This is a genomic window from Paenibacillus sp. JNUCC 35, from assembly GCF_058269095.1.
Genome location: NZ_CM177771.1, coordinates 4,982,607 through 5,007,077 on the forward strand (window position 1 = coordinate 4,982,607; position 24,471 = coordinate 5,007,077).

General features: G+C 54.6%; 18 protein-coding genes. 6 read left to right on the forward strand and 12 right to left on the reverse strand.

What is annotated here, in order from left to right:
- Positions 1-6: 6 nt before the first annotated feature.
- The 4 genes from AC2TF6_RS22520 to AC2TF6_RS22535 all read right to left on the reverse strand — a co-directional run bounded on the left by AC2TF6_RS22520 (position 7) and on the right by AC2TF6_RS22535 (position 4,556).
- The gene (locus AC2TF6_RS22520; protein ID WP_491308581.1) at positions 7-1,698 is read right to left on the reverse strand and encodes an NAD(P)/FAD-dependent oxidoreductase; all 1,692 of its coding nucleotides are present in this window, start codon (positions 1,696-1,698) and stop codon (positions 7-9) included.
- A 42-nt stretch (positions 1,699-1,740) separates the two neighbouring features.
- Complete coding sequence (locus tag AC2TF6_RS22525) at positions 1,741-1,992, reverse strand: acyl carrier protein (RefSeq protein ID WP_009677159.1); 252 nt, start codon at positions 1,990-1,992, stop codon at positions 1,741-1,743.
- A 15-nt stretch (positions 1,993-2,007) separates the two neighbouring features.
- Positions 2,008-2,967 carry a hypothetical protein gene (locus AC2TF6_RS22530; RefSeq protein ID WP_491308582.1) on the reverse strand — a complete coding sequence of 320 codons (960 nt, stop codon included), beginning with the start codon at positions 2,965-2,967 and terminating at the stop codon, positions 2,008-2,010.
- Between the two features lie 263 nt (positions 2,968-3,230).
- Positions 3,231-4,556, reverse strand: a complete 1,326-nt coding sequence (locus tag AC2TF6_RS22535) for an MFS transporter (RefSeq protein WP_491308583.1) — start codon at positions 4,554-4,556, stop codon at positions 3,231-3,233.
- 142 nt (positions 4,557-4,698) lie between these two features.
- Here AC2TF6_RS22535 and AC2TF6_RS22540 point away from each other — a divergent pair, with 142 nt between their 5' ends.
- Together AC2TF6_RS22540 and AC2TF6_RS22545 are read left to right on the forward strand one after the other, a co-directional pair.
- The gene (locus tag AC2TF6_RS22540) at positions 4,699-6,162 is read left to right on the forward strand and encodes an aminotransferase-like domain-containing protein (RefSeq protein WP_491308584.1); all 1,464 of its coding nucleotides are present in this window, start codon (positions 4,699-4,701) and stop codon (positions 6,160-6,162) included.
- Positions 6,163-6,262: 100 nt separating this feature from the next.
- Positions 6,263-7,300 carry a metallophosphoesterase family protein gene (locus tag AC2TF6_RS22545; protein WP_491308585.1) on the forward strand — a complete coding sequence of 346 codons (1,038 nt, stop codon included), beginning with the start codon at positions 6,263-6,265 and terminating at the stop codon, positions 7,298-7,300.
- Between the two features lie 321 nt (positions 7,301-7,621).
- Here AC2TF6_RS22545 and AC2TF6_RS22550 read toward each other — a convergent pair whose 3' ends face one another.
- Both AC2TF6_RS22550 and AC2TF6_RS22555 read right to left on the reverse strand, forming a co-directional pair.
- On the reverse strand, positions 7,622-8,530 hold the full coding sequence (locus AC2TF6_RS22550; RefSeq protein WP_491308586.1) for an aldo/keto reductase: 909 nt from the start codon (positions 8,528-8,530) through the stop codon (positions 7,622-7,624).
- 121 nt (positions 8,531-8,651) lie between these two features.
- Entirely contained in the window at positions 8,652-8,945 is a 294-nt protein-coding gene (locus AC2TF6_RS22555; protein WP_491308587.1) for a Dabb family protein, read from the reverse strand.
- Positions 8,946-9,143: 198 nt separating this feature from the next.
- Between AC2TF6_RS22555 and yhbH the strand changes: the two genes are divergently transcribed.
- The 3 genes from yhbH to AC2TF6_RS22570 all read left to right on the forward strand — a co-directional run bounded on the left by yhbH (position 9,144) and on the right by AC2TF6_RS22570 (position 12,590).
- Positions 9,144-10,304 carry a sporulation protein YhbH gene (yhbH, locus tag AC2TF6_RS22560; RefSeq protein ID WP_491308588.1) on the forward strand — a complete coding sequence of 387 codons (1,161 nt, stop codon included), beginning with the start codon at positions 9,144-9,146 and terminating at the stop codon, positions 10,302-10,304.
- Positions 10,301-11,731 carry a SpoVR family protein gene (locus tag AC2TF6_RS22565; RefSeq protein WP_491308589.1) on the forward strand — a complete coding sequence of 477 codons (1,431 nt, stop codon included), beginning with the start codon at positions 10,301-10,303 and terminating at the stop codon, positions 11,729-11,731. The genes yhbH and AC2TF6_RS22565 overlap by 4 nt, the downstream gene beginning before the upstream one ends.
- A 214-nt stretch (positions 11,732-11,945) precedes the next feature.
- Complete coding sequence (locus AC2TF6_RS22570; protein WP_491308590.1) at positions 11,946-12,590, forward strand: hypothetical protein; 645 nt, start codon at positions 11,946-11,948, stop codon at positions 12,588-12,590.
- A 204-nt stretch (positions 12,591-12,794) separates the two neighbouring features.
- Here AC2TF6_RS22570 and AC2TF6_RS22575 read toward each other — a convergent pair whose 3' ends face one another.
- From AC2TF6_RS22575 to AC2TF6_RS22595, 5 genes are read right to left on the reverse strand one after another with little or no spacing between them, the layout of a single operon-like run.
- A complete protein-coding gene (locus AC2TF6_RS22575; RefSeq protein WP_491308591.1) occupies positions 12,795-13,616 on the reverse strand; it encodes an alkaline phosphatase family protein in 822 nt (273 codons plus the stop codon).
- Positions 13,617-13,669: 53 nt separating this feature from the next.
- A complete protein-coding gene (locus AC2TF6_RS22580) occupies positions 13,670-14,731 on the reverse strand; it encodes a glycoside hydrolase family 18 protein (RefSeq protein WP_491308592.1) in 1,062 nt (353 codons plus the stop codon).
- Between the two features lie 15 nt (positions 14,732-14,746).
- The gene (locus AC2TF6_RS22585; protein WP_491308593.1) at positions 14,747-17,587 is read right to left on the reverse strand and encodes a transglutaminase domain-containing protein; all 2,841 of its coding nucleotides are present in this window, start codon (positions 17,585-17,587) and stop codon (positions 14,747-14,749) included.
- 7 nt (positions 17,588-17,594) lie between these two features.
- Entirely contained in the window at positions 17,595-18,617 is a 1,023-nt protein-coding gene (locus AC2TF6_RS22590; RefSeq protein WP_491308594.1) for a carbohydrate-binding family 9-like protein, read from the reverse strand.
- Positions 18,618-18,668: 51 nt separating this feature from the next.
- The gene (locus AC2TF6_RS22595; protein WP_491308595.1) at positions 18,669-20,066 is read right to left on the reverse strand and encodes an alpha-L-fucosidase; all 1,398 of its coding nucleotides are present in this window, start codon (positions 20,064-20,066) and stop codon (positions 18,669-18,671) included.
- A gap of 157 nt (positions 20,067-20,223) precedes the next feature.
- Here AC2TF6_RS22595 and AC2TF6_RS22600 point away from each other — a divergent pair, with 157 nt between their 5' ends.
- On the forward strand, positions 20,224-22,479 hold the full coding sequence (locus AC2TF6_RS22600) for a helix-turn-helix domain-containing protein (protein ID WP_491308596.1): 2,256 nt from the start codon (positions 20,224-20,226) through the stop codon (positions 22,477-22,479).
- Positions 22,480-22,839: 360 nt separating this feature from the next.
- Here the strand turns inward: AC2TF6_RS22600 and AC2TF6_RS22605 are convergent, their stop codons facing one another.
- Positions 22,840-24,450 (reverse strand): extracellular solute-binding protein, encoded by a 1,611-nt coding sequence (locus AC2TF6_RS22605; RefSeq protein ID WP_491308597.1) that lies wholly within the window; start codon positions 24,448-24,450, stop codon positions 22,840-22,842.
- Between the last annotated feature and the right edge of the window lie 21 nt (positions 24,451-24,471).

The window sequence follows — 24,471 nt, forward strand, 5'->3', positions numbered from 1 at the left end:
CCGACGTCATACCGTCGTAACGGGAACCTCATTGGAAGCAGGCTCCTTCGTTCCCTTCAGGAAAGATTCGTCGATATCGAAATACAGTTTACGGATCGTATCCGGCGCCTGCTGCGCCCCCCACATGACGACTTCATAGAGGGAAAGCATATCCATTTTGGAAATAAAGCGTCTCTCCGGGTTCAAAAATTCGTACTGGTCTGGAATGAAGCTCTGCACTTCTTCGTAATAGCCGTAAATCCGCTTGGTCGCTTCCTCCGGGGAAAGACCGTGATCGCGGACCGCTTCCACTGTCGAGGCCACCTTTTCGAACAGAGGCTGGAACTCCGCAAAGTCCACGCACAAGGATCCGATGTAAGGAGCTTTCTCGATATCAAGTAAAATTTGCATGTCTCTCTCTTTGTAGAATTTGGAGAGGACTTGAGTCAGACGAAGAGAAGTAAAAGCTTGTCCGAGCGCCCATACGCGGTACCAGGCATTCCAGAGGTTAAAATCACGGAAAGCGGTGTACGAGCAGGAAACGAGACGATCGTTCGTGTCGTAGGATTGCTGAATGACACGGGAAACCGGTTCGAAGCGTTCTTCGTTGAAGTCGTCTTCCCTTACGGCGTCGATTAACCGCTGGGCGAGCGAGTTGATCGTTTCCGTCGTAATGGCAAGGCCCCTGGAAAACAGCGGGTCGATAAATGCGGAAGCGTGTGCCAGCAGACAGAAGCGCTTGCCGATAACCTTGCTTGCGGAATATTGAAGCCGGCCTCCGCTGGAAATCCATTCTCTTACCGGTTTAGCATTTTCGAACTGTTTTTTGACATCGGGATAAGCTTCGAGGAAGTCGGCAAATTCTTCCTCCGGCTTTTTGTTCGAAACGTTGTCCGGATTGCGATTCAGGTCGTATTGAAGACCTACGCTGCAAAGAATACTCGTCGATTTCGCGTTGTTGTCGAACGGGATGACCCACAGCCAGCCGCCGTCAAAAATATGATGCAGCGTACCGTTATGAATCCGGTTGGGGAGCTTGTGCTCGTCCTTATTTGTAATTTCGTCGAACGGTTTTACGCCTACCATATGGGTGAAAATGGAACGGGATTTCGTTTTCATCCGCGACGGCTCTTCGCGCAGACCGAGACGTTTCGCCAATACGGAGTTGAAGCCGCTGGCGTCTACGATATACTTGGCGCTGAACTCTTCGTTCGCCGTCGTTTTGATGTTTACGCCGTCCTCGTGAATGTCGATATCGGAGATCATCGTCTTCTGCTTCACTTTGGCGCCGTATTTAATGGCCACCGCCATCATGTAGGCATCGGTGTCCTGTCTGAACAAGTGGGCCTCGGGTCCGTAAGGAATATTAGGCACCGGCAACTGCGTGCTTTCCTTCGGATTCTGGGCCTCTCCCTCACGGTGATAGAAGAACGAGAAATTCCGTTTTGTTCCGGAATTCGATGTGATATGATTTTGAACAAACGGTAGTGTGCTGCAGTGCATGATTTCCGGCACATCGTAGCGTTCGGCCATAATCCGCATCATAAAAGATGTGGCGGGAATCATAGATTCCCCGATCACGAAACGCGGATGAGTGGCCGCATCGATGACGAGCACGTTGAGCTGTTGTCTGGCCAATATGGCGGATAGGATCGTTCCCGCGATTCCAGCCCCGATTACAATCACATCGTAGTGTTTTGCTGTTGCTGTGTTTTCCATTAAATTGAATGCCCCTTCCCTATTTAAAGCCCCGTTTTTTTGTTAAGCGTTGGCTTTCTCGGCTACATTCGCGGACACGAAGTCCACCATGTTCTGAATCGTTTTGATGTTGTAAAACTCCACGCTTTCTTCGTCGATTTCGAGATCGTAAAACTTAATGATCTCCAGCATCGATTTAATCAGGGTTAACGAGTTAAGCCCCATTGTGGTCATATCGTCATTGCTTCCGATCTGGTCGACGGCGATGTCCGCCTGTGTAAGAATTTCTCTGATTTTGTGCTCGATTGGATTCATAAAAGTTGACTCCTCCTATATTTTTTGTGTCAACAGCTCTTCTTTTAGGGTCTGGATCATTTGAGGTTCGATTTCGTAGAGTCTGCCGCATGCTTCCGTAATTTTGGGAACACTGATTTTCCCTAGGATTTTGTAGTTGGTGATCAGTTTGCGGATTCTGTCGGTCAATTGGATGCTTTCATTTAAAGATTCGCGGATGGAGGTTTCAACGTTCATGACATCGAGGAAGCGGCTGAACAGCAGCCGGGCGCTGTAAAGGAAGAAAAACGCATTTTGGTAGGCCTCCAGCTCTTCTTCCGCCTTGGAGAAGTCCGCGCGATTGGCCTCCAGAAAGTCGATAGTCTGCTGGTAAAATTTGAAATCGTCGCGGCATTCGTGGACCCAGAGCTCGAATTTCGCTTTGATTTGATCCAGTTCAGGATTGGCCGCCCGTTCGCGGTCGATGTCGAAAATCATGATTTCTTTGACAAATTGTTCTACGGGGTTATCGTCATAGGCTTTTTCAACCGTTTCATGGGGGTAGTAGTCGAAGAAATCCGGCTGGGAGTGGTCTTGAATAAACCATTTCTTTCCGCCCTCGTGGCTGAGCTGGGAAATCATCATGCAGTGGGCTTCATGCTTTTGGAGATAAGTAAAGGTGCGGTGTTTGAAATAGTACCCGTTGATGAAGAAAAACACGATTTTCCCCTCATCCAGCGCTTCGATAATTTTCGGCTCCGCTTCTTGGAACGTTTCGATTCTCTCCTGGCGTAATGTCAGGCCGAAATGATGAATATCGTCCAAAACGCGTTTTTTCTCATGAAAAAGCCAGCGGTTGCTCTTTTTTTCGATAAAATGTTCGTAGACGTGACTGGTATCTTCCAAAGCGCCGTAAAACATATATTCAACCGGAATGCCTTCTTCTTTCCAATAGCTGACGTAATGACTTTCCACACAGTTAAAAAAATCTTCATCGTACCTTGGTATTATTTTCATGTTTTAATATCAACTCCTTGGTTTTCTATTAATATCCATTTTGTGCTTAAAAAAAAGGGCTGCCTATGCCGACACCTCACTTTCTTCATCTTCTCAGTGTTGTCTCATAGACTATATATCTCCAGTGCACACCATGAAAAACACCGACGGCACAGAAAGATCGAAGCACGAACTCTTACGGTAAGGCAAACGTCAAGCTGGGGCTTAGACCGCCGGTCAAGCAGAAGCGGGAGCAGTTTCCCGCCTCTCTTGAAAGTTTCTTATCAGGCGCCGACTTCACTGGTAAGAACAGGAGCTTTCTTGACCCCGATTCCTTTGCGGTAAAGGACAAAATATCCCGCGGAAGCGGCTAAGCTGAAAACGACGTTGACCGCGATCAGGAACTGATAGTTATGCGCAAGGTCATAGTTGAGGCCGCCGGCAATTGCCGCAACGACTCCGCCCAACTGATGAATGAGCAGGAGAATACCCGTCTGCAGGCCGATTTGTTTCTTCCCTTCATTCAGTGCTTCTCCGGCAACGAGAATACCGCCAGGCACGGCGCCCAGGTATGTCGCTCCGAAAATCAGCGAGAAGAGAATAGGGGAATAATCAAAGTGGAAGAACAGGACCGCGAAACCGGCGATGCGGAAGAAATATAAGTAAGCAAGTGCTTTGACACGCGGCATGTAATCCAGAAGAATGGAGAACGTGACTCCTCCCACCAGTTCCAGAAGTCCGAGCAGACTAAGGGACGAGGACATCATCCCATCCGACACGTGGGCCAACTGGTGAATGGCCATCAGGTTCATTTCGACGGTGCCCATGCTGATTCCGCAGGTAAGGAGCGCGAACATAATGACCAGCATAACCGGGCGGGTCAGGTAAAGCAGGAAAGCCTTGAAGCCTTCCGACATTTTCTTCAGGGAAAAGACAGGTTCTGCGGGAGCCGGCGATTGTTCTTCACCGGGTTCCTTATTTGTAGAAGACGATGATTCCTGTACGGGTTCTGCCGGCGCCTCTTCTTCGGGCGCATCTTTGTTGGAACGGACAATCAATAAAATCAAGGGAATAAACGCGAGCGAGATAATAAACAGCACGGTGTATACCGTTGTCCAGTTCAGCCAGCTCTTGTTGCTGACAAGGACGGGAGTAAGCACCGCCAATCCGAGCGAACCCGCGCTGCCAATGATCATTAACGCTTTGGCGCGGTGATGTTTGAACCAGTTCGCGACCAGCACATAGCTGGCCGAGGCCCCTATGCCCGCTATGCCTGTAATTAATCCGAACCCGAGGAAGTAACCGATGGGATTCCGGAAAAGCAGGACGATAGCCAGCGAAAGAAGGTTGGCGATCGCCGAATAAATCATGACTTTCCTGTAGCCGATCTTGTCGATCAGCCAGCCGCCGAGCGGAGCGCTGATTGCGCCGATAAAAATGGCCGTTGACCAGGTGGCGCCCAGAAAGCTTCGTCCTACGCCCAGCGTTTCCGAAATGTCCTTCTGATAATAGGCCATGACGAACCTGCCCAAAGATCCGACAAAACCGAATACCCATAAGAATGCCAGCAGAAACCAGGCATATTTTTTCTCTTTGAACAGCAAACGCATCTAACTCCTTTCACCCTCGTCATGTAGTAGCGAGTAAGTTCAGTATATCGCCTAAATTATGTAGACACACCAGCCAATCCCAGTTTTTTTCCCCATCCAATCCCCTCTTGCGGTATAATAAACGAAACAAGGAGGGTTAGCCATGAATATGCGCTGGAAACCGCGGCCCTATGATCATACCCCTATATTTCGTCAAATTTGTACGTATTTCAAGGAACAGATCTTAAAAGGAGAGCTCTCGCCAGGCACCCGACTTCCGACAGAAAGAGAGCTTGCGCTCCAATTGTCCGTCAACCGGAGCACCGTATCGGCCGCATACGAAGAACTCCGGGCTACCGGACTTGTTTATTCGGTACAGGGCAGCGGAACCCGGGTCAGCGAAAGCCTCTGGGAAACTACCGTCCAGACCGCGCCGAATTGGGATCATTATCTGGGACGGCGTTTCTTCAATCCCAACGCGGCCATAACCGACAAAATCGGCGAAGCCGCATCCATACCCGGTATCGTAAACATGATCAAAGGGGAGCTGTCCCCGGATCTGATGCCGCTCGGTCTGCTCGGCGAACTCGCCGCCCAAATCGACTACACGCAGGCCTACAGCTATTTTTCGGATAAGCGGGGGGAACCGTCCTTGCGCGCCGTCCTGTCCGATTTTATGAAAACCCGGTCCGGCATCTCCGCTTCTCCCGAAAGCATCCTGGTCACATCAGGAGTGAAACATTCGCTCCAGCTCATTTCCAACACTCTTCTCCAGCCCGGAGACGCAGTCGCTCTCGAAGGGCCTTCCTACATCTATGCGATGCAGGTTTTCTCATCATCCGGTATCCGCATGTTCCCGCTTCCCGTAGACGAACACGGCCTGATCCCGGACGAACTGCCGCGTCTGGTTCACAAGCACAACATCCGCATGGTTTTTACGAATCCCACCTATCAGAACCCGACAGGAACAACGCTCAGTCCGGCCCGCCGCGCCAAACTTATCGATCTGTGCGAACAGCTCCGGCTTCCGCTCGTGGAAGACGATCCGTACGGCCTGCTTCATCTGTCCGGCTCACCGCCCGTTCCGCCTTTAAAAGCGTCGCCCGAAGGAGATAAGATCGTCATCTACCTCGGAACGTTGTCCAAAATATCAACACCCGGCATGCGAACCGGCTGGATTGTCGCTCCCCCTCCGGTAATCGACAAACTCGCCGAGACCAAAAACCGTATGGGTTACAGCTCCAGTCATTCGGGAGAACGGCTCGCGCAGCTCTACATGACCTCCCCTTCGTCCGTTCAATCCCTGATCTCCATCCGCGAAGCTTTGACGGCAAGAAGAAACACCATGCTCAGCACACTGCAAAGCGAGCTTTCTCCGTACGTATCCGTTTTCGGCGGAAATCATAACGCACCGGGGGGATATTACGTCTGGCTCAAACTCAATCTGCCTTTGGAAGACAAGCAATTGGTCGATTTAGCTGTAAAGGAAGGCGTCATGCTGTGGCCCGGAAGCATTTACGGCATGAAAAAGGGATTTTTCAGACTCACGTACGCCTCGATCCGGGAACACGAGATCGTCGAGGGAATCCGCAGAATACGGCGTGTTTTCGAAAAAGCGGTTCTATAGCCTGATTTTCCTCGCCGCAGGTGTAACCGATTTGCCCGTAATCCGTATGAGTAGGGAGACTACGTGTTCCGGCACCACTATCTCCGAACGGAAGTGAGACATGAACAGACGGCAATTTCTCCGCTCCCTTGCGGGTGCTTTTGCGGCGGCCTCTCTCGGCGCCGCCGCTTTCTACTCTTTTTTTACCCGCGGCGCTTCCAAGGAACTGGGTTCGGGGCTGAACACCGCTTCCCCCGGACCATCCGGGACTCCGGCTTCGGTGCCTGCCGGCCCGGGAAAGCTCCTCGCATCACTCTGGCTGCTGAGCGACCTGCACGTCACCCCTTATGATTCAGGGACCTCCGATAAGCTTAGGAAAGCGCTTACCGATCTCGTAAAGCCGGAGCATCCCGGGAATGCGCTTATTCTGGGAGGAGATCTGACCGAGTACGGCTCGGATAACGATTATAAGCAGCTCAGAGGCGTGCTCAGCGGCTTCAAGCTGCCTCCGTTATACGCCAACATGGGCAACCACGACTATTACGACATCTGGATTGACGGCAAAGGAAGCTTCGCCACGGAAACGCAGCCCAACGGTAAAACGGATGCGCAGTCGAGGCAGCGGTTTCAGGCTTTTATGAAAACCGAGCGCCCTTACGGCAAGTTTGAAGCCGGCGGGATTCCGGTGTTCCTGCTGTCCCAGGAAGCCTACGTGCAGGAAAGACCCGAGGTCGGCGAAGGAGCCTGGTACTCGGATGCCCAGCTGGCCTGGCTGAAAACCGAGCTGGCGAAACTGGAGAAACATCTCCCTGTGCTCGTCATGATTCACCAGCCTCTTCCGCAGGAAGGCTCCGACGGCGGCACTCACCGGGTAATCCGGGCCAACGAGCTTCGCGCTATTCTTGCCCCTTATCCTAACGTATTCGTATTCTCGGGCCACACGCATCGCGATTTTACGGCCAATCACTATACCCGCCACGCCACCTTTCACTGGTTCAGCAACTCCACTGTAGGGCGCAGCCGCTCCAAAGTATTGTCTCAGGGAATGTACATCCAGGTTTACGAGCACGAGGTTCGCGTACGCGGCCGGGAGTTCAGCAATGCAAGCTGGATCGGCGCGGCGGACTGGACCGTTCCGCTCAAAAAATCGGCGGACTAAACCCGTCCCGCCGCACATGCCCCGCCGCAGACGCAGACAGGCCGGAACCGGCATAAATCCCGGTGTCCGGCCGTTACCCGGCGTTATTGAGCTCCCCCTCGCACTCGATTCCCGGCCAAACGAAAAGCCGTCCAGGAATGACATTCCCGTCCGGCTTCCGCTGGGTCCCTCTGTGCGCAGGGGCTTTTTTTTATGGGATAAAATCAGAACGTGTTGTACACGTTATCGCACTCTTCCATTCCCATTCACCTCATTTGTGTCGTTCTCTCCTGAAAGGATATTAGGCGGAGCCCAAATGAGTGAATAGGGGCGGCGCTGTTCCTAACGGTGCTGCGCGTAGCGGGAAGCCTTGGAGATCCGGCGAATCTCCTCCAGTTCTTCCGCGAACAACGGGTCCGCCGCTGCCGCCTCCGCGTTGTGCGCGAGCTGCTCCAAGGAGCTGGCCCCCGGGATGACGGCGGCTACCGCCGGATGGGACAGCGCGTAGCGGATGGCCATATGGCCGGGGTCCTTGCCGGGGCCGACCGCCTCAAGCAGCTGCCTGCGTACCTGCGGCAGTTCTTCCGGGCTGTAATCGAGATAGCCCTGAGCGGCTTTCTCTTCTCCGCTTGCGGTAAGAATGCCCCGGGCTACCGGACCGCGGGCAATCAGGCTGATGCCTTTGTCCTCAAGCAGGGGCAGCACCTCTTCTTCCGGCCGACGGTCCAGGATGCTGTATTGACTCATTACGCTGACGATGCCGGAGCGCTTCACATATTCGCGGATAACGTTCGGCCGGATCGAAGAGATCCCGTAATGGCGGATGAGCCCTTCCTCCTTGAGTTCCTCGAAAGCCTCGATCGTTTCGTCGATCGGGTCCTCCAGCGTACCGCCGTGAAGCTGGTACAAATCGATGTAATCGGTCTGAAGCCTCTTCAGGCTGTCTTTCACTGCCGATTTGATATACGCTTTGGACGGGTCCCACGTCCAGCCTTCTTGGCCCGGCACTCTGCGGTTGCCCACTTTCGTCGCCAGCACAACCTCGGACCTGCGTCCGCGGACGGCTTTGCCGACGAGCTCTTCATTGCGGCCTTCGTCGTACAAATCGGCCGTATCGAGGAACGTTATGCCCAGATCCAGAGCCCGGCGGACGAGTTCGACCGCCTTTTTTTCCTCCGTCCCGAGAGACATGCAGCCGAGCCCCACTTCACTTATAAACAGATCGGATTGTCCCAGACGATTCTTTTTCATAAACGGATTCTTCCTTCCTCTGTTCGTATTCGGAACGCCTTCCTATCCTATAAAAGGAAGCCGGCACCCATCCGGCACACGGCTTCGTATGTACGTTTATATCTTCGGGTCCGCTCCCCGATCAGATGCGGATGTCAACCACAATGCTGTCCACACGGCCGACTTCGCGGATATAAGCGGCGACGGCTTGATGTTCCGGATGAGGCCCGTAAGCTTCCAGCGCTTCCTGGTTTTCGAAGCGGACGGAAAGGACCAGCTGATACCCCTGGTTGTTGGGGGAGAAATTAAGGCCCGCCTGCAGGTCAATGACGCCGGACAGGTGGTTCTTCAACGCTTTAAATCGGGCGATAACGTCCTGAAGCTGCTCCTGCGTCGTGGATTCGCCGAATTTTACAAGCACGATATGATCGATCAATGGATTCCCTCTTTTCCAATCGTAATGCTTTCAGTATACCATATCGTTTTTTTAATGCTAACCAGGCGCGGATGCAGGCATGTTCCCGATTCCTCACATTTTATCTCGCTCCCGATCACATATCGTCCCTTCCCGTGAATATACTTACTTAACAACAGGCCAAACTGTGCCCCATATTCCACAAGGAAGGTGCCCATCATGACAGACTCTTCGTTTATCGTCTCCCGAGAGGACTGGTCACTTCACCGCAAAGGCTACCAGGACCAGACGAGACACCAGGAAAAAGTCCGCGATGCGATCAAACAGAATCTGCCCGACATCGTGTCCGATGAGAGCATCATTCTGTCCAACGGCAAGCAGGTTGTCAAAGTCCCGATCCGCTCACTCGACGAGTACCGGTTCCGATATAACTACCAGAAAAGCAAGCATGTCGGACAGGGCGACGGCGACAGTCAAGTCGGCGACGTTCTCGGCGTAGATCCCCAGCCTTCCTCCAAAGGAGGCAAAGGCGAGGGAGCCGGCGATAAGCCGGGCGAGGATTATTACGAGGCCGAGGTTTCGTTCGAGGAGCTGCAGGCTCTGCTTTTTGAGGAGCTGGAACTGCCGTTCCTGCAGCGCAAAGATAAGAAAAATTTCGCGGTGAAGGAAGTGCTTTTTAACGATATCCGCAAGAAAGGCATCATGTCCAACATCGACAAGAAGAAGACGATACTCGAAAATTTACGGCGCAACGCCACGCAGGGCGATCCCGGCATCCACGGCATTTCGCCGGACGATCTGCGTTTCAAAACGTGGAACGAAGTGGAAAAGCCCCATTCCAACGCTCTCATCCTCGCTATGATGGATACGTCGGGGTCCATGGGATCGTTCGAGAAGTTTATCGCCCGGAGCTTTTTCTTCTGGATGACGCGTTTTCTGCGGACGAAATATGAGCATGTCGAAATCGTGTTCATCGCCCATCATACGGAAGCGAGAGAAGTGACGGAGGAGGAGTTTTTTACAAAAGGCGAAAGCGGCGGCACGATCTGTTCTTCCGCATACCAGGCCGCGCTGGACATCATCGACTCCCGATATCCGCCGGAGCAGTATAACATTTATCCGTTCCATTTCTCGGACGGCGACAATCTCACCTCGGACAACGAACGCTGTGTGAAGCTGATCGGACAGTTAATGGAACGTTCCAACATGTTCGGTTACGGCGAAGTCAACCAGTACAACCGGAGCTCGACGCTCATGTCCGCTTACCGCAATATTCATCATCCGAAATTTATGCATTACATCATCCGGGAAAAATCCGAAGTGTACAAGGCGCTCCGATCCTTCTTCACACCCCGTACCGAGGGAGGCGAACTCATTTGACACCGGACGAAATACGCCAGCTTGAACATGCGATTGCGGAAATTACGGAAGTGGCCGAAGGATTCGGCCTCGACTTCTATCCGATGCGCTATGAAATATGCCCCGCCGATATCATTTATACGTTCGGGGCTTACGGAATGCCGACCCGCTTTTCGCACTGGAGCTTCGGAAAAACTTTCCACAAGATGAAGACCCAATACGATTTCGGGCTCAGCAAAATTTACGAGTTGGTCATCAATTCCGATCCCTGCTACGCTTTCCTGCTCGACGGCAACTCGCTGATCCAGAACAAGCTGATCGTTGCGCACGTCCTCGCTCACTGCGATTTTTTCAAGAACAACGCGCGCTTCTCCCGCACCAACCGCAATATGGTGGAAAGCATGTCGGCTACCGCCGAGCGCGTGCGCCAATACGAGATCGAGTACGGGACCCAGCGGGTCGAGGAGTTTCTGGACTGCGTGCTGGCCGTGCAGGAGCACGTCGATCCGAGCCTGACGACGCCGGGACGCAGGAAGCCGGAGGAACAGGACGACAAGGAGAGCGACAAGCTCGGCAGGAACGGCAGACCGAAAACCGGCTACGAAGACCTGTGGGATCTGGAGCGGCAGGACCCGGAACCGGATGAAGAAGAAAGCCGGCCGGTCCGTTTTCCGCCGAAGCCGGAGAAGGACGTTCTCCTGTTCATTGAAGAGAACGCTCCCCACCTGGAGGACTGGCAGCGCGATATTATGACCATGATGCGCGACGAGATGCTCTACTTCTGGCCGCAGATGGAGACCAAAATCATGAACGAAGGCTGGGCTTCGTACTGGCATCAACGCATTCTGCGCGAGCTTGATCTGACCGAGGAGGAGACGATCGAGTACTCCAAGCTGAATTCGGGCGTAGTCCAGCCGTCCAGACATACGCTTAACCCCTACTACCTCGGGCTCAAAATCTTCGAGGATATCGAGAAGCGCTGGGACAATCCGAAAGAGGAAGAACGGGAAAAGTACGGACGGCGGGGCGGCGAAGGGCGGAACAAAATTTTCGAGGTCCGTGAATTCGATTCGGACACGTCTTTTATCCGCAATTACATGACCAAAGAGCTGGTCGAAGACCTGGATCTGTATGTGTTCGAGAAAAAAGGGCCGGAATGGAAAATCACCGACAAGACCTGGAAAAACATCCGGGACCAGCTGGTATATTCCCGGGTTAACGGCGGCTTTCCTTATCTGGAAGTGTACGACGGGGATTACCAGCGCAACGGCGAGCTTTACCTGCGGCACTCGTACGAAGGCGTCGAGCTCGACTTGAAATACGTGGAAAAAACGCTGCCGTACTTGTACCGGCTGTGGGGCAAACCCGTCTACCTGCAAAGCGTGGTGGAAGACAAAGCGGTGCTGTTTGCGTACGACGGGAAGAAGAGCCACCGGAAGTTTATGTAAAAAAAAGATTGGACGGCGAAGGAACAGCCGTTGTCCAGTCAAGAAAAGCCTGTCTGACCAACGGCATAAGGGCCTCGGTCAGGCAGGTTTTTTTGCTGCGGTTCGCGTCTGAACAATTAAGACCTATTAAAAATAGAACTACTATCCTCCAAATACATAGGTTACGATGAAATTACTAACATCCCTATGATAGTTGATAGAGGCGGCTGTAAATATGAAGAAATTTTCTTCCATATTTCTAATTGTACTGGGTATAATGATAATTTTGGCTACTAGTAATCCTTTATATTTGATGTACAAAGAGAACCAAATTCAACGCTCGTTGAACACAACCTATACGATAACTCAACAAGATGTTACTAAAAATTCCTTGGAGATAAATAACAATAATATAAAAGTTATTGATACACCTAAGGACAATCTTATACATGTAGAAATATTGTTGAATGGAGAAAAACTACCTGGATCAACAGATGTTGCACCTGCAAAAGACGGAAATTATACTCGCGGGGTTTGGGTGAATGTACTCACTATCCACAAAAATGAGGAGTCCAGCAATAAAAATGATTGGGTTGCAATTGTGCAAACAATGAAGGATCAAGCCAGTTGGACTATATACTATATTGATAATCAACAAAAAATGACTGCAAAACATGTGACGAGTGAGAATCGTTCTAACGATCCTTTAGATATTTATTTAATAAAAAATAGCGGTGTCCCTATGATAGGATATTACTCTGATATCAACTACGCTTCTGGTAACCCTCTTGCCACAGTTATCCCAATAGCCATCGCGATTACCGGCGGTATTTTATTATTAATTGGATTGCTTATTATTCCTCGCAGACAAAAAAAGTGATAGTAAGCCTGTCTGACCAACGGCATAAGGGCCTCGGTCAGGCAGGTTTTTTTGCAGTTAAGCCCAGTTAGGCTTGTGAGTCAGCACGTTTCAAGCTGTAGGTCGGCCTGACTCCGAGCCAGCCAAACAAAAACCTGCCTGCTCCGGTTATAAACCGGTTCAGGCAGGTTCGTTTGGGGCGCCCGAAGCGCGGGAAATTCCCGCCTACTTGCGGAAGCCGGTCACCGGAATGTCCGCCATATGGGAGGACACCGGAATATCAAGCAGGGAGCAGATCAAAGGAGCAATCGCCAACTGGGGCAGGTAACTGTCCGTGTACACGCCCGGCGTGAACCGGTCCCCGATCGCGATCAGACCAACATCACGCTCCGCGTCGCCCGTCCCGCCGTGATGCCCGTCTTCATTCATGCCGTGGTCGGATGTAACGAGAATCTGATAGCCCTGCTCCATCCAAACGGGCAGGAGAACGGCAAGCAGTCCGTCCATATGCAGAGCCTGGCCCCGGTACCGGGCGGAATCGGACGTGAATTTGTGGCCCGCATCGTCGATATTCATCGGATGAATATACAGGAAGTCCGGGTCGTGCGTCCGGCGCAAATATTCGGCATCCCCGATCAGATGGGAATCCGGATAAGAGTCCTCATAGTAGAACATGCCATGCTGAATCGGCTTGCTCTCGTCATGCTGTATGCGGTCGGCCACGTAATCGAACGGCGCCGAATTGTACAGTTCGCTCACCCAGTGATAAGCCGCCGCGGCTGTCGTCAAGCCCTGCTGCCGGGCCAGATGAAAGACGCTCGGAAAACGGGACAGCCTGACGACATGGTTGGCCGTAATCCCGTTTATGTAACTGGGCGTCCCTGTCAGAAGCACCTCGTAAAGCGGCCTGGAGAGGCTCGGAAGCTCCGATTTCACTTTGTACAAAGCCGCTTGCGACTTTTCGACCAGATGATTCAAATAACCCATGGATGAGAGCATGACGTCGTAGCGCAGTCCGTCCAATACAAGGACAATCGTTTTTGCCATACGCGGTCCACCTTCTTTTATGTGGCTTTATGTGATTTCATGTTGTTTTGATTTTAAAAGGGTTTTGAAGCGCTGTCAACCGCTTTATGCATGCCCTGGTGCAGGCTGTCCAGCAAACGGCGGGTTTTATCGCAGCCGTACTCCCAAAACATGATGCCCGCCAGGCTTTTTTCCTCGACGTACCGGCACTTATGCTGAAGGGATTCCTCGTCGTCATAGGTGATAAACGAGCTGCCGTTGAACAGGTAAGGCGCTTTCGCTTCCTCGTCCCAATACCGGACATAGCCGTTTTTATTGATGTAGTCGTTTGCAAGCGTCGTATAATCCGGACCGTATCCGCCCGAGCCTCCGGCGATCTGGTGAAGCCCGTTTGCCGTATCCGGCACCTTCTCCCATTGACGGGAATAAAAAGCGGCGCCGACCACGATTTTATCGCGGGGTACCCCTGCACCGAGGTACAGGTTAATCGACGTATCCGTACTGATGCGGAACAGATCCCCCGTAGAATTGTAAAGATTCGTATGGTGCCCCGTGAGAACTTGGAAGCCGCCCCGCATGTCGTATGTCATCACCTGAAGAAAATCGAGATACCGGTGCACTTGGTCCATCTCCGTACCGTCCAGATAATACTGGTCGGCCCCCACCGCGATCGTCAGCAGGTAACGGCGTCCGTCCTTGCGTCCCTGTTCGTCTATCGCTTCCCGGATCGTTTGCAGAAGCAGCGTGAAATTCCGTTTGTCCTCGGGGCTCGACTGGATACCTGCGGCGGAGTAGCAGGGATATTCCCAGTCCAGATCAATCCCGTCGAACGGATGCGCCAGGAGGATATTCACGGCGGACTGCGCCATCCGTCTCCGGCCTTCCTCGGTGGAGGCCGCTTCGGAAAATCCGCCCGCTCCCCATCCGCCGACAGACAGGAGCAGAACGAGCTCCGGATTGACGGTTTTAAAACGCGTTAACTCATCCAGATGGGCAAGATGATCAACCCGGATTTCATCTTCCCGGACATGGCCGAAAGCCACATTCAAATGGGTCAGCTTGCCGAGATCTTCCCCGATTACGTCCGGGAGTCCGGCATCGACGACATAGCCCGCTACTACATAAGGTTTGCTCATTGCGGTGTTTTCCTCCTAATCGTTCTCACACAAATTTTCGAAAATTTGCAAAGCTTCCCTAGCGGATCCCACTTTGTACCCGGACTGGGTGTGACGGATTTGTCCCTTCCGGTCTACAACGAATACGTGCGGAAAACCGGCATCGGGCAGCGGACGCTTCGCGTTAAATTCATCCAGGGAAACGTAACCTTCATCCCGAACAAAATGAGTCCCCGCAGGCAGTGCGCCATAACGGGCGGGATCGAATGAAACCGTTCTCCGGTCGTCGCCTACCACCATTATAACGGCTGCTTCCGCTTTAGCATACAAATTGGAAAGCTCTGTAAGCTCACGGATCAGATGCTTGGAAGGCTCCCGTTCCGGTTCGATCCAGGCCGCCAGCACGGCACGTCCGCCCGCCAAATCTTCAAGCGTACGGGTTTCTCCGTTCTCCTCCAGGCTGCCGAAAACGGTGTTCCCGTCCACGGAACCGAGCACGGGAACATCGGAAGGAGCCGTGCGGAAGGTTGGCGTCAGCTTCGTCTGCCGGCCGGGAACAACGGTAAAATGGCGGAAGCGGGCCAGTACCGTCCCGTCCTTAAGCCGCGTCCCGGTCGTCAGCCGGTAGCTGCCGGCTTCCAGTTCTAGCGGCTCCGCGTACAAGTCGCTCTTGCCGTGAGGGAACACGATCGTCCGGTAAAGACCGTCCTCAAGCCGGGCCACAGTGAGGTTCTGGAAGTAGGAAGCCTCCGGGGCGGGCGCTGCGGCGGACTCTTCAGACGCCGCGGAGTCTGAATGCGGGCCAGACGCCTGCGGCTCGGCAGCGCCCGGATGAGCGTGCCCGCCCGGCTGGCGAAGCAGCAGCGTCCCTCTCTGCGCTTTGCTTTCTTCGCGTTCGCGCCAACCGGCATTGATCCATTCGCCGTCCAGCCTAAACTGGGGCTTCTGATTATTCGGATGAAGCCGGGCCGGAATGCCGAGGCTGCGGCAGACGGCGACCAACATAATATCGAGGGAAAGGCGGTCGCCTTTCTTCAGCGCGAAGCTGCCTGCGGCGGAAGCCCGGCCCGGGAGATTCGTCAAGTCATCCCGCACCTCGAATTCGGCGGCAAAACGGCGCACAAGCCCGGACGGGTCCTTCCGGTATGCGGCAGCCTCCTCTGCCGTGAACGCTTCTTCGAACAGCCGCCGGTACGGTCCGATCATTTCGAAGTGCACCCTCGGGCAAAGAATATACGGGACGAACACGTCCTCCTCCCAGGCATCCGCCCATTTCGAGGCGTGCAGGAGATGATCGTCCAAAGTCGGACGGAACGTATCCAGCATGTCTTTGTCCCTCATGCTTTCCAGCAGCCGGAGAGGCCACACTCCGCAGGCGGCGGTCCGCTCCCGGAGAAAATCGCGGATTTCCCGGCTGTTTCCCCTGGCCATGCGCAGCACGTCCCACACCCGCTCCGGGGGAAGACCGAGTTCTCCGGCCAGCTTTACCGCGTCCTGTTCGCCGAGGAACGTATCCTCGAAGCTTTTACGGACCGCGGCTCCCTCCTGCTCCCGTGCCTGATGCACTCGCAGCATCTCCTCGGTAACCGCGGACAGGGCCTCGCCTTCCCGCTCGGGAGGCGGCACCATATCGACGTCCAGCGTCCCCGACGGCTCCTCCGCGTTCCGGATCGTCATAACCAGGCTGGAGCTGCCCGCAGCCGAGAGCTTCTCTTCTCCCCAAAGGCTGTCTTTGACGGCACGGACGAGCAGATCTCCCCATCCCGTCCTGAACACGGCAAGGCCCTCCGAATCGGTCGTAATAACGGCAATCGGGTACAGCTCCGCCATGTTATACAGCTGGAAAAGGACCCGCGCGCCCTCAACCGGCCGGCCTTCTTCGTCTTTGACGGCAACGGTCACCGTCCGTACGGGCGCGTACGTTTCCAGCAGGTTGATTTCCGTCAGCCACTCTTCGGCCAGCGTAACCGGTTCCGGTCCCGGGTAGTTGGCGTGAACCCGGGTGTTGACCAGCATGGCCCGCCGGGCGGGCGCGCTGAACCAGCCCCGGTCCAGTGCCGGCTCGGGCTCGCAGGCGCCGATATAATGCCACTGTCCATCGGCCCAAGCCTCCACCCAGGCATGATTATCGTCGCAGTGGGCCCAGCGCGGCGTGTAGCACTGCCTGGCGGGAATGCCGATGCTCCTCAGCGCGGAAACCGCGAGCGTCGACTCTTCCCCGCAGCGTCCCTGCGCGCTTCTCAGCATCGTCAGCGGCGAGATCGTCCGCAGATCGCTTCCGACGTAGGTGGCTTTCTCGTAACACCAATAGTTGGTCTCCAGGATCGCCTTTTCCATCGGTAAATGCTTGGTCCGCTCCGCCAGTTCCTCATAAAGAACGCCCCGGCAGTCTTCCAGATTCTCGCTGTTCACCCGGAGAGGCAGCACGAAGTGAAGAAACAGACGATCCGGCACTCGCCGGCCCCAAGGTACTTTGGCGCGGATTTCAAGCGTCGTGCGGACATGGTTTAAAAACAAGGTTCCGTCGTAATCCGCCAAATCGTTTAAGGGCATATACGCGAAAAGAAATTTGAGCGCCCACGCTTCTTCCTCGGTCAGCTTCTGCCGGAACACGCCGAAAAGCTCCTCTTCTTTAGCCCGGGCGAACTCCCGCTTGATGTTGAATTTCCTCTGCACTTCCGCCAGTTCTTCGGCATCCATAGAAAAAACAGACAAATCCGGACGGAGAACCGCGTTCCGATCAACCCCCAAATCCGCGTTCAAATCCGCTTTCAAACAATCGTTTTCAAGGAAATTGACGTTCGGCTTCTCAGCCTCATTCCGGTTCTTAACCGGCTTATTGTTCAGATTCGGATTTTCATTCGTATTCGCGTTCATCTGTCTCTCACTCCTTCCATAGTTTTCCGTCCTCGCGGATCACATAGGCGGCTTTGCCGTCGGCGGAGGCGGCGCAAATCTGAAAGCTTCTTGCCGTCGTTTCAACCTGCGGAACGATGTTCCATGGCTCACAGCCAAGAAGTTCGTTGACATCGCTTATAAAAACACCCGACTGTTCATAACGATTGCGCTGCCGGTAATACAGCTTCCGCAGCTCCCACTTTACGCGTTCATCGTCCGGCAGCGTGAAGCTCTCCGGCCCGGCCCCGTCCGCAAACACCACATAGCCCCACAGCTCGGGATAATGCATGTTGACGATTCCCATCGGAGACCAGACCCAGTTGTCCTCGGGATAAGGGTTGCCGCTTTGGAGATCAATCATTTTCCGGTAAGAGCCGTCCGAAGTCTCCGTCCGCCACTGCACGCGGGAGAAATTCACACGCCAGAATTCTCCTTGGACCGGCGGGCGGTTCTCAGGCGCGCACTCCCGCAGAGCGGACCACGGCATCGCCACCTCCAGCGTCCACTTCCGGTTGTCCGCATCCGGATTGTTCAGCTCCCCGTCTATATGAACGGCCGTTTTCAACCCGCCGATATCCCAGCCGTTGACGGGCGGTCCTCCGTCCCGGTAAGGCTTGACGAGCAACAAATCCCAGACCGTATTCAAGGCATTCATCTCAAATTCGTAATACTCGTGGGTATCGCCGTCGGGATCGATAAAAATCTCAAAATCGTTGTCGTAAAAAATGACGGAATCCCGCTCCGTAAGCGTCGCCCAAATCTGGTCCTCCACCAGCTCCGCCGCAAAATAGAAATACCGGTCGTCCCAGAGCATTTTGACCCGGGTCCGTTTGGACGGATGCGGCTTGGCGTCTCCTTCGATATCCGTAAAATCTTCCGTCCAGTCGGCCGCTTCCCAGAACGGCTTGTCGATCCGTCCGTCAAGCTCCAGCGGCCCGGACGCCCGCCTGCACAAGTAATGCTTGGGCGCAAAAGTGATGCGCGGTTCCGGCACTCCGCTTAACGCCATGCCGATCACCCCTTTCTCTAAGTGGATAAAAATGTTCCGGAAAGAGCCGCCCTACTTCTCGGAAAGCCGGAACACGACAGCCTCGGGTGCTTCCTTCTCCCGGACAGACTCCGGCAGGCGGACGGTAATTCCTTTTTCGGTCAGCCGGTAATCCAGTGGTATGTCCCCGTCCAGCAGCTCAACCCGGGCAAAGGAATCCCGGAGGGGGATGCACATCTCCGCTTCCATCGGCGACTGTTCCCGCTCGACCAGGTACAAGGCGTAAACGGTCTCCCCCTTCCGCGTGAAACGCCAGCTGCCGGAACCGTAAGGCTCGCAGATGCGCGTTCCGTAAATGGCTTCGCCGTTTACCTTCAGCCACGCACCGAGTCCTTTCATCCTCGCCACGGCCGTCTCCGGCAGCCTTCCGTCCGGCTGCGGCCCGACGTTGAGGGCGAGGTTGCCGCCCTTCGCCACGATCTCGACGAGCAGATGGACAAGCTGGCGGACGGTTTTATACGTGTCCTCGTACCGGAACGAGAACGACGTCCCCATCGTGATGCAGCTCTCCCACGGGACGAGCAGGGGGCGCTCCGGGAGCGTCTGCTCGGGGGTGATCAGATTCTCGTACGGCCCCCCGACGGTCCGGTCCGCACAGAGCAGCCAAGGCTGCAGATCGCGCGCCTTCTCCACGGCTTCGCCGAGCCGGATGTCCTGGTTGTTCGCCGCGTTCACCCAGCCGGCGTCCAGCCAGAGCATGTCGATGCGCCCGTAGCGGGTCATGAGCTCGCTGATCTGCTCGTGCGTGAACTTCACGAACTGCTCCCACAGCCAGGGGTGTTCCTTCGTGTCGTAAGAAGTTCCCCGCGACGTGCGGCCGCCCCGCTCCATACCCGGGGCCCAGTAGTAGGGCGAGCGCCAGTCCGCTTTCGAGAAGTAGGCGGATATCGCCAGTCCCTTCGCCCGGAAAGCGTCGAACAGCCTGCCGCAAATATCCGCATGCCGGTGGGCATGGAACGGGCAGGCGGGATGCGTCACGCGGTAATCCGTCGTGCGGGTATCCCACATACAGAAGCCGTCATGATGCTTCGTCGTAAAGTTCAAGTACTTGAAGCCGCTGTCTGCGGCGAGTCCGGCCCAAAGCTCGGGCTGAAAGCGGAGCGGATTAAACGTGCGGTTCAGCCCGAAATATTCGCGTTTAAGCTCTTCCGCGCTCACGTCCCAGTCGATTCCGTCCCGGGACCAGTCCGCATCCGCGTCGCTCAGTGCCCACGACTCCACGACACCGAGCTGGGAGTACGGTCCCCAGTGCATCATGAGCCCCAGCTTCTGGTCTTGGAACCACTCCAGCCGCTCCAGCAGCACGGGATCGTCCGGTTTGACCCAGTCCTCTTCCCGGCTGTAATTGTGTACGCCTTCCACGACGGTCGCCGGCGTCCCTTCTTGTGTCTCTGCGTTCATCTCACTCATCACTTAACCTCCAGGCAAGCCGTTTTTTTTTGTAATCCCTTTCATAAATCCTACGAACTGCCCTATGAATCCGCTGTTTTTTTGGTATGATTATGGATATTCCTTTCAAAAACACCGCTTAGAAGCTAAATCAACCCGAAACAGGAGGGAACAACAAATGAAATCCGATTACTTTAAATCGAAGCTTTTTATGCGATATATTTGGTCGTATTTGTTCATCCTGCTTATTCCGCTGGCGTTCGCGACGATCTTCATTTACCGCAGCGCCGTGAGCAATCTTCAGTCCGAAATCGAGCAGTCTCACCTTAACCAGCTCAATCAGACGAAAACCATCATCGACGGCCGGGTCAAAGAATTGACCGAAATCGCGTCCCGGATTTCTTACGACGAACGGCTGACGCTTTACAAGGTCCACGACCCTTATTACAGCCGGGAAGCGATCAGCGCATTGGATAACTACAAAGCGACCAGCTCCATTATCGGGGATCTGTTCCTGTACTATCACGACGACGATAAAATTTATTCGTCCTTCGGCATGTCCGGGCTGGACGTGTTTTCGGACAAATACAGCTTCCACACCTGGACCCAGGACGGGCTGCGGCAGGATTTGAATACGCTTAAATTTCCAAAAATGCGGCCGGCGGACCTCGTCAGCCAGCCGACATCCCTGCAGCAGTCGATTCTCGCTTACCTGGTGCCGATTACGCCCAACAGTCCGGTCCCTCACGGGACCGTGATGTACTTTATTCCGGAGTCGGAACTCACCGGACTGATCGACTCCATTCTCGGCAGCTACCGCGGGCTGACGTACATTTTTGACAACAACGGGCAGATCCTGACGAACAACGGAAACGAGGAATCGCTGACGGCAGGCGACCTCGGCGCTTTGTTCAAGCTGCCTCCGGGCATCCACAATCAGGCGTTAAACGGACAGTCCCACTCCGTCGTATCCGTAAAATCCGATAAAAACGGCTGGACTTACGTCACATTGATGCCGAGCGCCCAGTTTTTCAGCAGCGTGCTGCATGTGCGCAGCTTTATTATTCTGCTGGTGTCCATCGTCGTGATCGTCGGCGCCGCCCTGGCGCTGCTGCTTGCCCGGATGCAGTACCTGCCTATCTCGAACCTGGTCCATTTCGCCAGCTCCAAATCGAGAAGCAGCCGGACTTCGGGCAATGAACTCGAGCGAATCCGAATTTCCCTGCAGGAACACAGCACCCGCGCGGATCTTCAGGAGCCTTACGCCCGCAATCACGCCCTGCTCATGCTGCTTAAATACGGGCAGACCAAGAGCCTGTCGGCCGATCTTCTCGAAGCTTTCGATCTGAAATTCGACCATGACCGCCACTTTGCGATGGTAATCGGTTTTGACAAGCGCTCTCATCTGCACGACAGCAAGGACGACTGGCAGACGATGATCCAGCTGTTTGCCGAAGTCGATTTTCCCGGGCTTGCCGCCAGAGCTTACAGCGTGGAGCTTCCCCAGCCGAATCAGCTTGCGCTTGTCGTCGGATTCGATCCCGCCGGACAGACGCCGCCTTTCGGTCAGATGCAGCAGATCGTGGAAGGCATCCGGACCCATCTGCTGGAGCTGTTCGATGCTTCGCCGGTTATCGGGATCGGAACGGCTTATACGAGCCACGCGCACTTAAACCAGTCGTACATCGAAGCGTGTTCCGCGTTTGAATCGAACATTTTGACCGTTCATGGAAGCGTTACCTTTTTTGAAAAGCTGTCCAGTACGCCGGAGCGCAGCACCTTCTGGATTCCCGGCAACGTGCTGTTGAAGCTGTCCCAAAGTCTGAAACAAGGCAGCTATGACGTATCGGAGCAGACCCTTCAGGAAGCGCTGAAAAACTTGCCGGCAGCCGGGCTGAGCGCCCCGCATCTGCGGCTGATCCACTACGATATCCTGACGACCCTGCTGAAGACCGCGTCCGAACTCGGTATTCAAGGCTTGACGCAGGACGTTCTGTCCAAGCTCAACTTCAATTCATCCGAGGAGTTTGAAGCCATCTGCCTGAACCTCGCCGCCCGGATCTGCTCGCAGGTGGAACGGGACCGGACGAAGGAAGAGCACTCCCTCATGGACCGTATTGTCGGGTATATCGACAAGCATTTCATGGAGCACACGCTCAGTCTGGAGGTCGTATCCGCCGAATACGGGATCTCGCCTTCTTATCTCAGCCGGACGTTCAAGGAGAAGACCGGCATCAATTTTATCCAGTATATCTGGCAAAAAAGGATGAACGAGGTCATGCATCAGCTGAAAACGACGAACGATCCGCTCAAAGAGATCATCGTCCGCGTCGGCTATCTGGATACCCCCAATTTCATCCGCAAATTCAAAAAGGAAACGGGCTATACGCCGGGTCAATACCGGACGCTGAACACGTCGGGCGAGCATGCTTAGCCGGGAGAAACCGACGACAGGCTCGATGCGGCTAACCGCCATACAGGGCCGGAACACGCGGCAGAAGATCCTCGAATGAGGTTCCGTTGAAGGTGCGGCTGACAGTTGGACTCGCGGTCCGGCAGGCGGTCTATCCGCATCCTTTAGCCCATGGCCGTCCGACGCTCCCGCATGAAATGAACCCGGCCTTCGCCCGCCCCCTTGCCCGCAGGCCCGCTCCCCGATTATACGGGGGCGGGCCTGCTTATTGTGGCGCGTAAGGACAGCCGATGTGCGGCGGCGATTGTCCGTTTAACGAAGGAAGAGGAGCGCCCTGTCTGCCCGTTCGGCATGTGGCAGCGTCCGCGCATTCGGCAGGCTCTACTTCTTCCCGCTGCCCTGGTTCCAGCGGTCGTACGCCGCCTGATAGATGCCCGCGATCTTGTCGCTGCCCATTTTCTTCAGTTGACCCGCATATGCATCCCAGTTCGCCAGCGGTTCCTGGCCGGTTACGAACTTTGCTTCCATCTGCTTAACATACGTATCCAGATCGGATTTAAGCCGGGTCACTTCCGCCTGCTCTTCTTCCGTCAGGAAGACGCTCGGGAACGGGATTTTGGAGATCGGCGTCAGCTTCTCTTCGTTTTCTTTGTCGATCCATTTATCGAAATCGGTCTTCAGCCCTTTGGACAGCTCGCTGCTGGCCGCACCCGGCACGAGAATGCCGTAATTCGGCGTCAGCGTGCCCCTGTATTCTTCGCGGTCGCCGCCGCCCGGTACGGGCTTCCATTCCTTCACGTGCTTCTCCTTGTCCGTGTACTTCCAGAGCACATCCTCCGGACCTTGGGCGAACAGCGTGCCCCCTTCGTACCCGTACATATAATCGACCCAGCGCATGGCCGCTTCCGGACTCGGGTTGCTCTTCGTGATGGCGAACGTTCCGTTGGAGGAAATGCCCGGGTGTTTGCCGTAAACGGGTGAATCCGGCACTTCGCTCTTGACCGGCTTCATCATCGGGTTGCTCTCGTCCGGCTCCGTGCCCAGCGTGAAGTAAGGGTAGTAATCGCTGAACAGCGCGACGCGATTGTTTTTGCCTTTCGCTTTCTTCTGTTCGTCGGTTTGGGAGAACGTCTCGTGATCGAGCAGGTTGTCTTTCCACAAGCGGTTCAGGAACGTTAAATACCCTTTGTAGCCTTCCTCCTGAGGGGTGTAATGGACCTTGCCCGCTTTGTCGGCGTAAACAACCTCGTCGTAGATGCCCCAGAATCCGAGGAAAAACATCCGCAGGTCGTCGAGTTTAACGGAGGTCAGCGGAACCTCGTCCTTCTTGCCGTTGCCGTTCGGGTCTTCGTCCTGCACGCGTTTGAGGTAGGTGTACAGCTCTTCCGTCGTCTCCGGCAGCTTCGTCATGCCCAGCGCCTTCAGGAATTTGCCGTTGTACCACATCGGACCGCGGTACCAGACCGCCGACAGGTCGATCGTGCGGAGCGCGTAAATATGGCCCGACGGAGTCGTCATGTTTTTGCGGATCTCCGGATGCTCATCGAGGATTTTCTTCAAGTTCGGCGCGTAGTTGTCGATCAGGTTTTCAAGGGGAAGGAGCACGCCCTGGCTGCCGTACGTTACCTGCTCCGCCGGCTTGATGTCCGCCCCGAAGAACACGTCCGGCAGGCTGTCGCTGGCGAACACGAGGTTTTTCTTCGAATCGAAACTGTCGATCGGCGCGTTCTGGTACTGCATCTTGATGCCGGTCAGTTTCTCCATCTCCTGCATCACCTGCATTTTATTCCAGTCCTGCACGCCGACATCGGGAGCCATCAAGGTCATCGTCATCGGTTTATCGACAATCGGGAACCCGTCCTTTTTCACTTCGGAGGCGTTTTTACCGGTTCCCGCTTCCCCGGCTTTATCGGCGGAGCCGCAGGCGGACAGACCTGCTATCACAAGCGTAAGACCGAGCATAAGCGAGCCTGACTTCAACACTTTTTTCATAAATAAAATCCTCCCCTTGTA